Annotated in this window: 14 protein-coding genes; 10 read left to right on the top strand and 4 right to left on the bottom strand. The window is 72.0% G+C overall.

Annotation, left to right across the window (positions count from 1 at the left end; all coding sequences use genetic code 11):
• Nucleotides 1–6 precede the first annotated feature (6 nt).
• Together ABD286_RS04360 and ABD286_RS04355 are read right to left on the bottom strand one after the other, a co-directional pair.
• On the bottom strand, nucleotides 7–966 hold the full coding sequence (locus ABD286_RS04360; RefSeq protein WP_344190644.1) for an aminoglycoside phosphotransferase family protein: 960 nt from the start codon (nucleotides 964–966) through the stop codon (nucleotides 7–9).
• A 13-nt stretch (nucleotides 967–979) separates the two neighbouring features.
• Nucleotides 980–2,008 (bottom strand): DUF4439 domain-containing protein, encoded by a 1,029-nt coding sequence (locus ABD286_RS04355; RefSeq protein WP_344190642.1) that lies wholly within the window; start codon nucleotides 2,006–2,008, stop codon nucleotides 980–982.
• Between the two features lie 102 nt (nucleotides 2,009–2,110).
• On the opposite strand from ABD286_RS04355, the gene rimP reads away from it, so the two are divergent.
• The 10 genes from rimP to ABD286_RS04305 all read left to right on the top strand — a co-directional run bounded on the left by rimP (nucleotide 2,111) and on the right by ABD286_RS04305 (nucleotide 13,639).
• Nucleotides 2,111–2,728: a ribosome maturation factor RimP gene (gene rimP, locus ABD286_RS04350; RefSeq protein WP_344190640.1), complete on the top strand. Its 618-nt coding sequence runs from the start codon at nucleotides 2,111–2,113 to the stop codon at nucleotides 2,726–2,728.
• A 2-nt stretch (nucleotides 2,729–2,730) separates the two neighbouring features.
• Nucleotides 2,731–3,861, top strand: a complete 1,131-nt coding sequence (gene nusA / locus ABD286_RS04345; RefSeq protein WP_344190638.1) for a transcription termination factor NusA — start codon at nucleotides 2,731–2,733, stop codon at nucleotides 3,859–3,861.
• 11 nt (nucleotides 3,862–3,872) lie between these two features.
• Nucleotides 3,873–4,238, top strand: coding sequence for a YlxR family protein (locus ABD286_RS04340; protein ID WP_344190636.1), 366 nt, complete (start codon nucleotides 3,873–3,875; stop codon nucleotides 4,236–4,238).
• A 154-nt stretch (nucleotides 4,239–4,392) separates the two neighbouring features.
• Complete coding sequence (infB, locus tag ABD286_RS04335; protein WP_344190634.1) at nucleotides 4,393–7,329, top strand: translation initiation factor IF-2; 2,937 nt, start codon at nucleotides 4,393–4,395, stop codon at nucleotides 7,327–7,329.
• A 98-nt stretch (nucleotides 7,330–7,427) separates the two neighbouring features.
• A complete protein-coding gene (gene rbfA, locus ABD286_RS04330; RefSeq protein WP_344190632.1) occupies nucleotides 7,428–7,940 on the top strand; it encodes a 30S ribosome-binding factor RbfA in 513 nt (170 codons plus the stop codon).
• Nucleotides 7,927–8,841, top strand: a complete 915-nt coding sequence (truB, locus tag ABD286_RS04325; protein ID WP_344190630.1) for a tRNA pseudouridine(55) synthase TruB — start codon at nucleotides 7,927–7,929, stop codon at nucleotides 8,839–8,841. The genes rbfA and truB overlap by 14 nt, the downstream gene beginning before the upstream one ends.
• Nucleotides 8,842–8,851: 10 nt before the next feature.
• On the top strand, nucleotides 8,852–9,814 hold the full coding sequence (locus ABD286_RS04320) for a bifunctional riboflavin kinase/FAD synthetase (protein WP_344190628.1): 963 nt from the start codon (nucleotides 8,852–8,854) through the stop codon (nucleotides 9,812–9,814).
• On the top strand, nucleotides 9,778–10,956 hold the full coding sequence (rodA, locus tag ABD286_RS04315; protein ID WP_344190626.1) for a rod shape-determining protein RodA: 1,179 nt from the start codon (nucleotides 9,778–9,780) through the stop codon (nucleotides 10,954–10,956). The genes ABD286_RS04320 and rodA overlap by 37 nt, the downstream gene beginning before the upstream one ends.
• Nucleotides 10,957–11,066: 110 nt before the next feature.
• Nucleotides 11,067–12,929: an AMP-dependent synthetase/ligase gene (locus ABD286_RS04310; RefSeq protein ID WP_344190624.1), complete on the top strand. Its 1,863-nt coding sequence runs from the start codon at nucleotides 11,067–11,069 to the stop codon at nucleotides 12,927–12,929.
• Between the two features lie 137 nt (nucleotides 12,930–13,066).
• A complete protein-coding gene (locus ABD286_RS04305; RefSeq protein ID WP_344190622.1) occupies nucleotides 13,067–13,639 on the top strand; it encodes a dihydrofolate reductase family protein in 573 nt (190 codons plus the stop codon).
• A 1-nt stretch (nucleotide 13,640) separates the two neighbouring features.
• On the opposite strand, the gene ABD286_RS04300 is transcribed toward ABD286_RS04305, so the two are convergent.
• Nucleotides 13,641–13,778 (bottom strand): hypothetical protein, encoded by a 138-nt coding sequence (locus tag ABD286_RS04300; RefSeq protein WP_344190621.1) that lies wholly within the window; start codon nucleotides 13,776–13,778, stop codon nucleotides 13,641–13,643.
• 11 nt (nucleotides 13,779–13,789) lie between these two features.
• Nucleotides 13,790–14,407, bottom strand: a complete 618-nt coding sequence (locus ABD286_RS04295) for an SRPBCC family protein (protein WP_344190619.1) — start codon at nucleotides 14,405–14,407, stop codon at nucleotides 13,790–13,792.
• Nucleotides 14,408–14,432: the final 25 nt, after the last annotated feature.

Raw genomic sequence — 14,432 nt, 5'->3', positions numbered from 1 at the left:
CGCGGCTCAGCCGTCGAGGGCCTTGAGCAACGCGATGTTGAACGACACCCCGCTGGTGTCGTCACCGCCTGCGGCCCAGCGGGCCTCCATGGCGGTGTGCACGTAGGTCCAGGCGAGGGCCTCGTCCTCGTCGATGCCGGCTGCCTCGCAGGTGACCTCGAGCCGGCGCCGGACGAGGTAGCGGAAGGCCGACCCGGTCCCGAGCTCGTCGACCCGGTTGCGCAGCAACGGCTGGATCTCGAAGCCCGGGTGCCCTGCCATCGGGTGCGGGTCGATGGCCAACCACGAGGGTCGGTCCGAGCCCGGGAGGCTGTGCAGGACGTTCCGGTAGTGCAGGTCGGTGTGCACGAGGGTCGCGTCGCAGGCCGGGTCGGAGGTCAGGTCGCGGACGAGTCCGGCCGTGCGTTCGACCATCCGGCGGGGGAGCAGGCCTTCGGTGTCCTGGAGCTTGCGGACCTGGTCCTGCGCGAAGTCCGACAGCCGCCGCAGCCCGGCCGGTGCCGGGACGTGCAGGTCGCCCAGCAGGCGCCCGGCCACCTCGCAGGCGCTGTCGACGTCCTGCGAGGAGAGGTCGCGGGAGGCGTCGAGGGCCTCGAGCAGGAGGGCCCCGCGGCCGGGGTCGGCGGCGACGAGGCGCACCGCGCCGCGGCCGTCCCAGTGGCGCAGGGCCAGGGGTTCGTCACGGGCCTCGACGTGCGGCCAGACGAGCTTGAGCGCCAGCGGTAGCCCGTCACGACGGACGGGGACGACCAGCGCGGTCCAGCCCGTGCGGGCGTCGCCGGCGACTTCGAGCTGCCAGTCGTCGAGGACCTCGGCGAGCAGCCGGGGGAGCCGGTCGGCCCAGTCCGCTCCGGAGGGTCCGTGGACCCCGCCGTCCTCCGCGGTGAACCGACCGACCGCGTCGCGGAACGCCGTCGGCACCAGCGCCGCAGCGTCCTCGGTCCGGAGCCGGTGCCCGGGGCTCACGTGGACCCGGGGTTCACGTCAGCCCGGGGAACGGCTCGAGCGCCACACCCCAGCGGGACGCCAGCACCTCGGTGTCGGCGAGCCACTGCACCACCGCACCGAGCGGGCCGACCTCGCCGCCGGTCGAGGCCAGCTCCCGGGCGACGGCGGCCCGCAGGTCGGTGAGCACCCGGACCGCAAGAGTCCGGGCCGCGGCCGGCGTCGTGACGGTGAACGGCAGCGGATACCCGAGCGCCGGAGGCGTGGCCGCCGCACCGGCGAGCGCCTCCTGCTGGCCGGCACGAGCCTTCAGGGTGGCGAGGGTCGCGAGGGCCAGCGTGCGCTGGGCGCCCTTGGGCGACTGGGCCGCGACGACCTCGAAGGCGTACGTCGCCGCGCGGGTGCTCTCCAGGTAGGACGCCGCGAGGGACGGCTCGGACCACGTCGGCTCGGGCCAGGTCGCAGCCTCGCCCAGCAGCGTCGCGGCGGCCGCCCGCTGCGCGAGCACCGCGCCCGCCAGCGGCATCGTCTCTGGGACCACGGTGCCGAGGGCAGTGATCGCCGCCGGGCCGAGGTCGGTGGCCTCGGCGGCGGCGAGGGCCGCAAGACCGGCCGCTCCCGACGCGGAGGACGGCCCGGTGGACGGTGCGGTGGGGGCCGTCGTGGTGGTCGCGCTGGTCGATGCGCCGGGGGTGGCGGTCGCGACGGGGGCGTCGAGCACGGTGCGCGGCACCCCGAGGCGCAGGAGCTCGGTCTCCAGGACCGCAGCCTGACGGGTGTGCAGCGTCGCCAACCGGGCCGGCACGGACCTCGACGAGCCCCCAAGGGCGCGGGCCTGGCCGGCGAGGTCGGTGCAGTGCTGGCGCAGGGTGAGCAGCCAGGCCTCGCCGGCGACCGGTTGGCGCGTGGGCAGGCCCGGAAGGCGTGGTGCGTCGTCCTCGAGGCGGATGCCGCAGGCCGTCAGGGAGGCCGCGACGACAGCGCCTCCGCCGAGCTGCAGGCCCATCGAGAGCACGCGGCGCCGGGTCGGGCGCGGCAGCGCGACGGCGGGCTCCTCGGGCATGCGCCGATCCTGCCATGCGCCCCGACGCTGGCATGCGTCCCGCTCCCGGCGTGGATAGAGTGGGCCCCGCACGACCACCAAACTTCAGAGAGGACGAGTCAGTTGAGCGTCAAGGACCAGATTCGTCCCGCAGTCGAGCAGCCCCTCGCGGCCCTCGGTCTGCTCGTGGAGGACGTCGCGGTGACCGCGGCCGGGAGACGGCGGCTGGTCCGGATCTGGATCGACCGGGTGCTGGCCGCGTCCGCCGACGCCACCACGACCGTCACCGCCCCCCTCACCCTCGACGAGGTCGCCGACGCGACCCGCGCGGTGAGCGACACCCTCGACGAGACCGACGTCATGGGGGAGCAGCCCTACACCCTCGAGGTCACCTCACCGGGCGTGGACCGCCCGCTGACCGAGGCGCGCCACTTCCGCCGCAACGTCACCCGCCTCGTCACCCTCACCCCCACCGAGGGCCCCGCCGTGACCGGCCGCATCGTGCGCGCCGACGACGAGACGGTCACCCTCGAGGTGCCCGCCGCCAAGAAGACCCCCGCCCGGACCGTGAGCCTCGCGTATGCCGCGGTGGAGCGGGCCGTGGTCGAGGTCGAGTTCTCGCGTCCGTCCGCCGACGAGCAGGGCGCCGACGACCAGGGCGCCGACGACCAGGGCGCCGACGACCCCGACCAGCCTGACGACCAGCACGACGACCTGCACGACGACACCGAGGAGAACTGACGATGGACATCGACCTTGCGGCCCTGAGGGCGCTGGAGCGCGAGCGTGACATCTCCCTCGACATCCTCATCCCGGCGATCGAGCAGGCGCTGCTCGTGGCCTACCACCGCACCGATGACTCCTACCGCACCGCGCGCGTCGAGCTGGACCGCAAGACCGGCCACGTCGTGGTGTGGGCCCAGGAGGAGCTGGAGCAGCCCGAGCCCGTCGAGGGCCAGGAGCGTCCGCCGCGGGAGTACGGCCCCGAGTTCGACGACACCCCGACCGGCTTCGGTCGCATCGCTGCGGCCACCGCGCGCCAGGTCATCGTCCAGCGCCTGCGCGACCTCGAGGACGACGCCATCATGGGCGACTTCAAGGGCCGCGAGGGCGACGTCGTCGCGGGCGTGATCCAGCAGAGCCCCGACCCGCGCCACGTGACCGTCGACTTCGGCACCGTCGAGGGCATCCTGCCGCTGTCCGAGCAGGTCCCGGGGGAGAAGTACGTGCACGGGGAGCGCCTGCGCTGCTTCGTCGTCTCCGTGCGCCGCGGACCCAAGGGCCCGCAGATCGGCCTGTCCCGCACCCACCCCAACCTCGTCCGCAAGCTCTTCGCGCTCGAGGTGCCCGAGATCGCCGACGGCTCCGTGGAGATCGCGGCCCTGGCCCGAGAGGCCGGTCACCGCACCAAGATCGCGGTCCACTCCAAGATCGCCGGTCTCAACGCCAAGGGCGCCTGCATCGGCCCGATGGGCGCTCGCGTCCGCGCCGTGATGACCGAGCTGCACGGCGAGAAGATCGACATCGTCGACTACTCCGAGGACGCGCGGACCTTCGTGGCTGCCGCCCTCTCGCCCTCGCGGGTCGAGTCGGTCGAGATCGTCGACCCCCAGCTGCGCTCGGCACGGGTGGTCGTCCCCGACTACCAGCTCTCGCTCGCCATCGGCAAGGAGGGCCAGAACGCCCGCCTCGCCGCCAAGCTCACCGGCTGGCGCATCGACATCCGCCCGGACACCCAGCCCGCGGACGGCCAGGGCGCTGGTGCTGCCGGTGCTGGTGGTGGGAGTGCGGCGCGAGGTGACTCCCGAGGTGGCTCCCAGGGTGGCTCCGGCGCCCCGCGGCGCAGCACGGGTGACGCACCCGAGCGCCGCTAGGGGATAGACTGGTGGTGACCGACCGGACTGGACCCCAGCCCGCAGCACAGGACGACACCACCCGCACGACGGCCCGGACTCCCGTCCGGACGTGTGTGGGGTGCCGCGGGACGGATAGCTGGTCGGCACTCCTGCGAGTGGTCGCGGAGACGGACGACACCGGGGCGACCCGGTTGGTGCCCGATCTGTGGCGCCGCCTGCCGGGGCGTGGCGCATGGCTGCACCCCACGGGCGACTGTCTCGAGCAGGCCCTACGCCGCCGAGCGTTCGGTCGAGCGCTGCACACCAGCGCACCGACCGATCCCGAGGCGGTCGCACGACACGTTCGGCAGCTGGCCGGTGACCTCGGTCCCGACCACACGCCGGACAGTCTTTGAACCAACCGTCCATCGCTATGGGAACCGACCATGACTCTGAACAGAGAGTGGGTTTGACCGCTGATGAGCACCCGATGAGAACTCAGCAATGAGCTCCCCCCAGCAGTAACGACGGTCCGCGCCTGTCCTGGCACGGACCAGGAACAGGAGAAACGTGGCCAAGGTCCGTGTAAGCGCGCTCGCGAAAGAGCTCGGCACCGACAGCAAGACGCTGATCGCCCACCTCAACAGCATTGGCGAGTACGTCAAGACCGCCAGTTCGACCATTGAGGCCCCCGTCGTCCGCAAGGCGACGGAGACTTTCCCGGAGGACAAGAAGTCCCCGGCCTCCAAGGCTGCCCCGGCGAAGCCGGCAGCTGCCGCTCCCGCCGCCCCGGCGGCACCGACCCCGCCGGCCCCGGCCAAGCAGGCACCCGCAGAGCCCCAGGCTCCTGCGGCCACCGCTGCCCCGGCACCGGCTGCCCCCGCCGCCAAGGCGTCGCCCGCCCCGGCGGCACCGGCGCCCGCGGCTCCTGCTGCACCGGCCGCCAAGGCGACCCCCGCAGCCCCCGCCCCTGCTGCTCCGGCGGCTCCTGCCGCCAAGGCGGACGTGCAGTCCGCCCGCGACGGTGGCAAGCAGTCCTCCGGCGTCCCCGCCTCACCGCGTCCCGGCTCCGCGCCGCGCCCCGGTGGCTCGGCCCCCCGTCCCGGCGCTCCGCGTCCGGGCAACAACCCGTTCGCGCCCAGCCAGGGCATGCGCACGGGTCGTGACGGCGGCCGCGACGGCGGTCGTGAGGGTGCCCGCGAGGGCGGCGCTCCCCGTGAAGGTGGCTCGCGCGAGTCCACCCGTCCCGGGAACAACCCGTTCGCCCCGTCGCAGGGCATGCCGCGCCCCCAGAGCCGCCCCGGCGGCCCCGGTGCAGCCGGCCCGCGTCCGGGTGGCACCGCCGGTCCCGGTGGGCCCCGTCCCGGTGGTCCGCGTCCCAGCCCGGGCATGATGCCCGACCGCAGCGCGGTCGGCCGTCCCGGTGAGCGTCCCGCCCGTGGTGGCGCCCGTGGCCCCGGTGGTCCCGGCGGTGCCGGCCGTGGCCCTGGTGGTCCCGGTGCCGGTGGTGGCGGCGGTTTCGCCGGTCGCCCCGGTGGCGGTGGCTTCCGTGGTGGCGCAGGTCGCGGTTCGACCGCGGGTGCGTTCGGTCGCGGTGGCGGTCGTCCGGTCCGAGGCCGCAAGTCCAAGCGCGCGAAGCGCCAGGAGTTCGAGCAGATGCAGGCGCCGTCGCTCGGTGGCGTCAGCGTGCCCCGTGGCAACGGCGACACCCTCATCCGGGTGCGTCGCGGCTCGTCGCTCAGCGACTTCGCCGACAAGATCAACGCGAACCCCGGTGCACTGGTGACGGTGCTCTTCCACCTCGGCGAGATGGCCACGGCCACCCAGTCGCTGGACGAGGACACCTTCAAGCTGCTCGGTGCCGAGCTCGGCTACAACATCGAGGTCGTCTCCCCCGAGGAGGAGGAGAAGGAGCTCTTCGACGCCTTCAACATCGACCTGGAGACGGGTATCGAGGGTGAGGACGACGACGACCTCGAGGCGCGTCCGCCGGTCGTGACCGTCATGGGTCACGTCGACCACGGAAAGACCCGCCTGCTCGACGCCATCCGCAACGAGGACGTCGCCGGTGGCGAGTCCGGTGGCATCACCCAGCACATCGGTGCCTACCAGGTGCACAAGATGCACGAGGGCGTCGACCGTCCGATCACCTTCATCGACACCCCGGGTCACGAGGCGTTCACCGCCATGCGTGCCCGTGGTGCGAAGGTCACCGACATCGCGATCCTCGTGGTCGCGGCCGACGACGGCGTGATGCCGCAGACCATCGAGGCGCTCAACCACGCCCAGGCTGCGGACGTCCCGATCGTCGTCGCGGTGAACAAGATCGACGTCGAGGGTGCGAACCCGTCCAAGGTCCGCCAGCAGCTCACCGAGTACAACCTCGTGGCTGAGGAGTACGGCGGCGAGACGATGTTCGTGGACGTGTCCGCCAAGGCCGGCCAGAACATCGACGCCCTCCTCGAGGCCGTCCTGCTCACCGCCGACGCGGCCCTCGACCTGCGTGCCAACGCCGACCGCGACGCCCGCGGCGTCGCGATCGAGGCCAACCTCGACCGTGGCCGTGGCGCCACGGCCACGGTGCTGGTCCAGGCCGGCACGCTGCACGTCGGTGACGCCATCGTCACGGGTTCGGCCTACGGCCGCGTCCGCGCGATGCTCGACGAGCACGGCAACAACCTCAAGGAGGCGGGTCCGTCCCGTCCCGTGCAGGTGCTCGGTCTGTCCTCGGTCCCGCGCGCCGGTGACACCTTCGTGGTGGCCCCGGACGACCGCACGGCCCGTCAGATCGCCGAGCGGCGCGAAGCGGCCGACCGCCAGGCCTCCCTGGCCAAGGCCCGCAAGCGCATCTCCCTCGAGGACCTCAACGAGGCGCTCGCGGCCGGCAAGGTCGAGACGCTCAACCTCATCCTCAAGGGCGACGTGTCCGGTTCTGTCGAGGCGCTCGAGGACGCGCTCCTGCAGATCGACGTGGGCGACGAGGTCGACCTGCGGATCATCGACCGCGGCGTCGGTGCGATCACGATGAACAACATCAACCTCGCGATGGCGTCCGACGCCATCATCATCGGCTACAACGTCCGGGCCGAGGGCCAGAACGCTGACTACGCCGAGCGCGAGGGCGTCGAGATCCGCTACTACTCGGTGATCTACCAGGCCATCGAGGAGATCGAGGCAGCCCTGAAGGGCATGCTCAAGCCGGAGTTCGAGGAGGTGGAGCTCGGCACCGCCGAGATCCGCGAGATCTTCCGCTCCAGCAAGTTCGGCAACATCGCCGGATCGATCGTCCGCAGCGGCGAGATCAAGCGCGGCACCCGCGCCCGGATCACCCGCAACGGCGTGGTCATCTCGGAGAACGTCGAGATCGCCGGCCTGCGCCGGTTCAAGGACGACGTCACCGAGGTCCGCGAGGGCTTCGAGTGCGGCATCAACCTGGGGTCGTACAACGACCTCCAGCTCGGCGACCTCATCGCCACCTACGAGATGCGCGAGAAGCCGCGCGCCTGATCGTATGCAGCGTGAGCCGGGGGCGGCCTGTGGTCGCCCCCGGCTTCGCCTTCGCCCCACCCCTGAGCTCATCGACTGCAGCAGCAAGGAGTCCCGTCATGGCTGACACCGGACGCGCCCGCAAGATCGCCGACCGCATCAAGGTCCTCATCGCGGCCAACGTCGTGTCGATCGTCAAGGACCCCGACCTCGGTTTCATCACCATCACCGACGTGCGGGTGACCGGTGACCTCCAGCACGCATCGGTGTTCTACACCGTCTTCGGCGACGAGGCGCAGCGCGCGAAGACCGCTGCGCTGCTCGAGAAGAACAAGGGTCGGCTGCGCTCGTTCGTCGGGCAGCAGATCAAGATCCGCCTGACGCCGAGCCTGGACTTCTTCGCCGACGCCATCCCGGAGACGGCCTCGCACCTCGAGGACCTCCTGCGCGAGGCCAAGGAGCGCGACGCCGCGGTGGCCGCCGCGGCTGCCGGCGCGACGTACGCCGGTGACGCCGACCCGTACCGCAAGGACGAGGACGTCGACGCGCTGGGCGACGAGACGGACCTAGGCGAGGACGACGTCTCCGCGGACGTGACCGAGGACGGTACGGCGCCGAATGCCCGCGCCTGACGGCCTGCTCGTCGTCGACAAGCCGGCAGGCTGGACCAGTCACGACGTGGTGGGGCGAGGCCGCCGACTCTGCGGCACCCGCAAGGTCGGCCACGCCGGGACGCTCGACCCCATGGCCACGGGCGTCCTGGTCCTCGGCATCGGCCGGGCGACGAAGCTGCTGACGTTCCTCGTCGGCTGCGACAAGGACTACACCGCGACCATCCGCCTCGGGCAGTCGACGATCACCGACGACGCCGAGGGCGAGGTCACCACGGCGGTCGCCGCTGACGGGGTCACCCGCGCGGAGGTCGACGCGGCGGTCGCCACGCTCACCGGGCCGATCCAGCAGGTGCCGAGCAGCGTCTCGGCCATCAAGGTCAACGGGCAGCGCTCCTACCACCGCGTCCGCGCCGGGGAGGACGTCCAGCTGCCGGCCCGACCGGTGACCGTCGAGCGGTTCACGGTGCTCGACACCCGGGCGCACGAGGTCGACGGCACCCCGGTGGTCGACGTCGACGTCGAGGTCACGGTCAGCTCGGGCACGTACGTGCGCGCGCTCGCCCGCGACCTCGGCACCGCGCTCGGCGTCGGGGGTCACCTCACCGCCCTGCGCCGCACCCGCGTCGGGGCCTTCACGCTCGACGGAGCGCACGACCTCGAGGACCTCGGGCGGCTCGAGGGTCCCGAGCACATGCCGGTCACCACGCTCGCCGACGCGGCCCGCGCGCAGTTCGCCGTGCGAGAGCTCAGCGAGGAGCAGGCCCGCACCATCGGCTACGGCCAACGGGTCGACTCCGCCGAAGCCGGACGCACCGAGCCGGTCGCGGCCTTCGCCCCCGACGGCACCCTGGTCGCCATGCTCGATGAGTCCGGTCACAAAGCCCGGTCGCACGTCGTGTTCGCTCCCGCGGGTTCGTAGAGTGTCCTCCGTGCACCGCTGGACCGACCCCGCCCAGACCCCTGACCCGCTGCGACGCAGCGTGGCCACCTTCGGCAACTTCGACGGCGTCCACCTCGGGCACCGTGCCGTGCTGGGCCGGCTGGTCGAGGAGGGGGTGCAGCGCGGCCTGCCGAGCGTGGCCGTCACCTTCGACCCGCACCCGGCGGAGATCTTCCACCCCGAGGGCGGCCTCGAGCTGATCGCCCCGGGACGGCTGCGCGACGAGCTCCTGGCGCAGACCGGGATCGACGGGCTGCTGGTGCTCGACTTCACCCGCGAGTTCGCCGAGCAGACCGCCGAGGAGTTCATCGTCCGCACCTTCGTCGAGACGCTCGGGGTCGCCGCCCTCGTCGTCGGCGCCGACGCCCGGGGCTTCGGCCGCGGCTACACCGGCGACGTCGACACGCTGCGAGAGCTCGGTGCCGTCCACGGCTTCGACGTCGTGGTCCTCGACGACCTCGGTGACGGGGAGCGCTGGTCGTCCTCCGCCGTGCGTCGACACCTGGGCGCGGGCGAGGTGGCCGCCGCGGCCGCGATCCTGGGACGCCCGCACCGCATGACCGGCACGGTCGTCCACGGCGCGCACCGCGGTCGTGAGCTCGGCTACCCGACGGCCAACCTCTCCGACGACGCCCTCGGGCTGGTCCCCGCCGACGGGGTGTACGCCGGTTGGCTGACCCGCACCGGGCTGGACGGCCAGGACCCCGAGCGCACCCTCCCGTGCGCCATCTCGGTCGGGACCAACCCGACCTTCGACGGCACCGTCCGCACGGTCGAGGCCTACGTCCTCGACCGCACCGACCTCGACCTGTACGACGAGCAGGTCACCGTGGAGTTCGTGGAGCACATCCGCCCGACGCTGCGCTTCGAGTCGATCGAGGAGCTGCTGGAGGCCATGGCCGGGGACATCGAGAAGTGCCGACGGGTCCTGGCCTCGATCGTCCCGTCCTGACCGGAGCCCGCCGAGGAGGGGGCTGGTCCAGGGCGAGCGGGGGAGCCGCCCTGTGGGCCCGCAGCGACTGGGGCCTGGTCATCGCCGCCCTCGGTCTCTCCCTCGTCGGTGCGCTGCTCGTCTGGTCCGCGACCCGGCAGGTGGCCGGGTCGGCATACCTCGTCCGGCACCTGTTCACCACGGCGGTCGGCGTGGTCATCGCCGCACTGGTGACCCGGATGGGCCACCAGCTGCTGCGGGCGATCGCCCCGCTGCTCTACCTCCTGTCCGTCGGTGGGCTGCTGCTGGTGCTGACCCCCGTCGGGTCGACCGTCAACGGGTCGCACTCGTGGATCCTGCTGCCGGGTGGTTTCTCGGTGCAGCCCTCGGAGTTCGCCAAGGCGGCGCTGTGCCTCGGGCTGGCGATCATCCTCGGCGAGCGGCTGGACCGCGGGGCCGCGCCCAACGCGCGCGACCTGGCTCTGGCCGTCGTGGTCGCCGCCGTGCCCGTGGGCCTGGTGCTGCTCCAGCCGGACCTCGGCTCGGCGCTCGTCCTCGGGGCGCTGGCCCTCGGGGTCGTGGCTGTCGCAGGCACCCCCAAGCGCTGGCTGGCCCTGGCGGCCGGGCTGGTGGCCGCCGCGGTCGTCGTGGCCCTGACGACCCCGGTGCTCAGCGGCTACCAGCGGGACCGCCTCACGGCGTTCGTCGACCCCGATGCAGACCCCCAGGGGATCGGGTACCAGACGCGGCAGGTGCGGATCGCCATCGGCTCCGGGGGATGGCAGGGGCAGGGCCTGTTCGAGGGACGGCAGACCCAGGGTGGGTTCATCCCGTTCCAGCAGACCGACTTCGTCTTCTCGGTGGCGGGGGAGGAGCTCGGGTTCGTCGGAGCAGCGGGCCTGCTCGTGCTGCTGGGGTTCGTCGTGCTCCGGGCCGTCCTCGTCGCGGCACGGGCCCAGGACGCCTTCGGGCGGTTGATGGCGATCGGGGTGGCGACCTGGCTGCTGTTCCAGGTGTTCGAGAACGTCGGGATGAACCTCGGCCTCACCCCGGTGACCGGTCTGCCGCTGCCCTTCCTCTCCTACGGTGGGTCCTCGATGTTCGCCTGCTGGCTCGCGATCGGCCTCGTCAACAACGTGCACTTGTCGACATACCGGGCGTGACGCACCCGGCGCGGGTCGCCATTCGGTGTCAATCACGCTGATCGGCCCCACGCCGTCCGGTGGCATGGCACGATCCACGGCATCCACTCATCGTCGAGCCGAGGAAGGTCATGTCGACCACCACACAGCGCCGCGCCACCGCACTGGACGAGCGCGTGAACACCACCGCCATCGAGGGGCGCGCCCAGAGCGTCGCCCACCTCTTCCGTGACCGGGTCGCCAAGACCCCCGACGCCGAGGCCTTCCGCTTCGCCGAGGGCGGACGCACGCAGACGTGGAAGTCGGTGACCTGGACCGAGGTGCGCGAACGCGCCTACCGTCTGGCCGCCGGCCTCATCGCCCTCGGGGTCGGCCCCGAGGACCGTGTCGCCATCGCCTCCTCGACGCGGTACGAGTGGGCCCTGACCGACCTCGCCGTCATGTGCGCGGGTGGTGCGACGACGACGATCTACCCGACGACGATCGCCCCCGACGTCTCCTACATCGCGGCCAACTCCGGCAGCCTCGTCGTGTTCGCCGAGGACGACGAGCAGGTGGCCAAGCTGCGTGACCGCCGCGTGGACATGCCCGACGTCGCCCGGGTGGTGACCTTCACCGGCACCCCTGACGGAGACTGGGTCATCGGGCTCGACGAGCTCGAGGCGATGGGCGTCGAGCTGCTCGCCACGAACCCGTCGGCCGTCGACGACCGCATCGACGCGCTCCAGCCCGACCAGCTCGCGACGATCATCTACACCTCGGGCACCACCGGCCGCCCCAAGGGCGTGCGCCTCACCCACGACGCCTGGACGTACGAGGCCGCGGCCGTCGACGCCATCGGCATCCTCAACCGCGACGACCTCCAGTACCTCTGGCTGCCGCTCGCGCACGTCTTCGGCAAGGTGCTGCTCACCCTCCCGCTCCAGGTCGGCTTCCCGACCGCCATCGACGGACGGGTCGACAAGATCGTCGACAACCTCGCCGTCGTGCAGCCGACGTTCATGGGGGCTGCGCCGCGCATCTTCGAGAAGGCCTACGGCCGGATCACCACGATGATGGCCAAGGAAGGTGGGCTCAAGGAGAAGCTCTTCCACTGGTCGGTCTCGGTCGGCAGCGAGGTCGCCGGCATGCGGGCCCGTGGCGAGGAGCCGAGCGGCATGCTCGCCAAGAAGCTGGCGCTCGCCGACAAGCTGGTGCTGCACAAGGTCCGTGGCCGCTTCGGCGGACGCATCCGGTTCTTCATCTCCGGCTCCGCCGCACTCAACCGCGACATCGCGACCTGGTTCGACTCGATCGGCCTGACCATCCTCGAGGGCTACGGGCTCACCGAGACCAGTGCCGCGTCGTTCGTGAACCGCCCGTCCTCCAACGAGATCGGCACCGTCGGTTGGGCGCTGCCCGGCACCGAGGCCAAGATCGCCGAGGACGGAGAGGTGCTGCTGCGCGGCCCCGGCGTGATGCAGGGCTACCACAACAAGCCCGACGAGACGGCCGAGACCAAGGACGCCGAGGGCTGGTTGCACACCGGCGACATCGGGGAGCTCGACGACCGCGGCTACCTGCGGATCACCGACCGCAAGAAGGACTTCTTCAAGACCTCGAGCGGCAAGTACGTCGCCCCGTCGATGATCGAGTCCACCTTCAAGGGCATCTGCCCCTACGTCAGCCAGTTCATGGTCTACGGCGCCGACCACAACTTCGTCACCGCGCTGGTCACGCTCGACCCGGACTCCATCCAGGACTGGGCGGCCAACCACGGCGTCTCCGGGTCGTACCGCGAGATCGTGACCTCGAAGGAGGCGCACGACATGGTGCAGGTCTACATCGACACCCTCAACGTGAACCTCAACCGCTGGGAGCAGATCAAGAAGTTCACGATCCTCGACCACGACCTCACGATCGAGGACGGCGACCTCACGCCCAGCCTCAAGCTGCGCCGCAAGGCCGTCAGCGAGAAGTACCAGGGCATGCTCGACAGCCACTACACCGGCTGAGCACACGCCGACGCCGACACGACGCCGACGCCGGCCTGACGCGCACACGACGCCGCCGACACCTCCAGGGTGTCGGCGGCGTCGTCCTTCCCCTGCAGTAGGTTCGTCGGCTCGACCACCACGACGGACGGAGAACCATGCGCGACGCGACCTACTACGTCGCCACGAGCCTCGACGGCCGGATCGCCGCCCCGGACGGCGACTGGAGCGCCTTCCCGGTCGAGGGCGACCACATGGCGACGATCGTCGGCGAGTACACCGACACGCTGCCCGGTCACGTCCAGTCCGCCCTGGGGCTCACCGCCGACTGCTCGATGTTCGACACTGTCCTCATGGGCTGGAGCACCTACACGCCTGCCCTCGACGTGGGCATCGACAGCCCGTACCCCCACCTGCGGCAGGTCGTCGCCTCGAGCAGGGACCGCACCGTGCCCGACGACGTCGAGCTCACCGCCGACCCGCTCGGTCGCCTCCGCGAGCTCAAGCAGGAGGACGGCACCGGGATCTGGGTGGCCGGTGGTGGGACCCTCGCCGGGGCCGTGATCGACGAGATCGACCACCTCGTGCTCAAGATCAACCCCGTCGTCCTGGGAGCGGGCATCCCCGTCCTCGGGTCGACGACGTATGCCGCCCGCGACTTCCGGCGGACCCGGCTCCGCTCGTTCGAGTCCGGCGTCGTGATCGCCGAGTACAGCCGCGCGGGGGGCTGACTCAGCGGCCGGGGGCCTGCTGGGTCGCGTGGTGCGACGTGGGGGCGGGGTCGGGTCCCGGCCCGATCCAGTGCGCCGACATCGCCACGGCGAGCAGCAGGCCGAACCCGGCGATGATCCTGACCGTCGACGCACGCATGGGTCGGGAGGCTACGACGACGGTCTGGGAACTTGCTGGGAGTCGCGCTCGGCCAGCTCGGCGAAGGTCCGCAGCTGCTTGCGCATCATGACCAGGTCGCCCCAGTCCAGCAGGACACCCGCCGCTCGACGGGGGAGCGAGGGTCTCGGGGCGCAGTGCATGACCCCGACGATCCGGCTGCCGCCACCTGTCGCCGACGGAGCCGGCCACACGGCGTACGTCGAGCGGATCTGCCCGAACGCGGCGGTCGCGCGCCCCGGGCGCAGCGTCATGGTGAAGCTCTCGCCCTGGACGAACGACTCGAGCACGAACACGGTCGCGACCACCTGCCCCGGTGCGAGGTCGGCCACCGCCGGGTCGAGCGTGCGGGGGCTGCGACGGCCGAGGTTGTCGACCCAGTCGTAGGAGTAGGGCGCCCGGCGCATCATGCACAACCACGGCCACAGCGCCTCGGGCGGGGCGGAGCACGAGACCCCACGCATCAGGCGGACCCAGCCGGGACCGGTGCCCTCGTCGCACGGGAGTGCCGTCGCCCACTCCTGCTCCGTGACGCCCCAAGCACGGGGGAGGCCGGGCAGGGGACCCAGGACCGGACCGGTTCGTCCCGCTGGGGGCTGCGCACGCTGCATACCAGCCAGTCTCGTCGTTTTCGGC

It is taken from the genome of Pedococcus aerophilus (genome assembly GCF_039532215.1).
GTDB lineage: Bacteria > Actinomycetota > Actinomycetes > Actinomycetales > Dermatophilaceae > Pedococcus > Pedococcus aerophilus.
The sequence above is the reverse complement of the archived record's forward strand: the minus strand, read 5'-3'. Positions and strand labels throughout refer to the sequence as shown.

Excerpts from the sequence above, each read along its gene's own strand:
- ABD286_RS04355 (WP_344190642.1), bottom strand. The coding sequence starts at position 2,008 with ATGCCCGAGGAGCCCGCCGTCGCGCTGCCGCGCCCGACCCGGCGCCGC.
- nusA (WP_344190638.1), top strand. The coding sequence starts at position 2,731 with ATGGACATCGACCTTGCGGCCCTGAGGGCGCTGGAGCGCGAGCGTGAC.
- rbfA (WP_344190632.1), top strand. The coding sequence starts at position 7,428 with ATGGCTGACACCGGACGCGCCCGCAAGATCGCCGACCGCATCAAGGTC.
- truB (WP_344190630.1), top strand. The coding sequence starts at position 7,927 with ATGCCCGCGCCTGACGGCCTGCTCGTCGTCGACAAGCCGGCAGGCTGG.
- ABD286_RS04310 (WP_344190624.1), top strand. The coding sequence starts at position 11,067 with ATGTCGACCACCACACAGCGCCGCGCCACCGCACTGGACGAGCGCGTG.
- ABD286_RS04305 (WP_344190622.1), top strand. The coding sequence starts at position 13,067 with ATGCGCGACGCGACCTACTACGTCGCCACGAGCCTCGACGGCCGGATC.
- ABD286_RS04300 (WP_344190621.1), bottom strand. The coding sequence starts at position 13,778 with ATGCGTGCGTCGACGGTCAGGATCATCGCCGGGTTCGGCCTGCTGCTC.
- ABD286_RS04295 (WP_344190619.1), bottom strand. The coding sequence starts at position 14,407 with ATGCAGCGTGCGCAGCCCCCAGCGGGACGAACCGGTCCGGTCCTGGGT.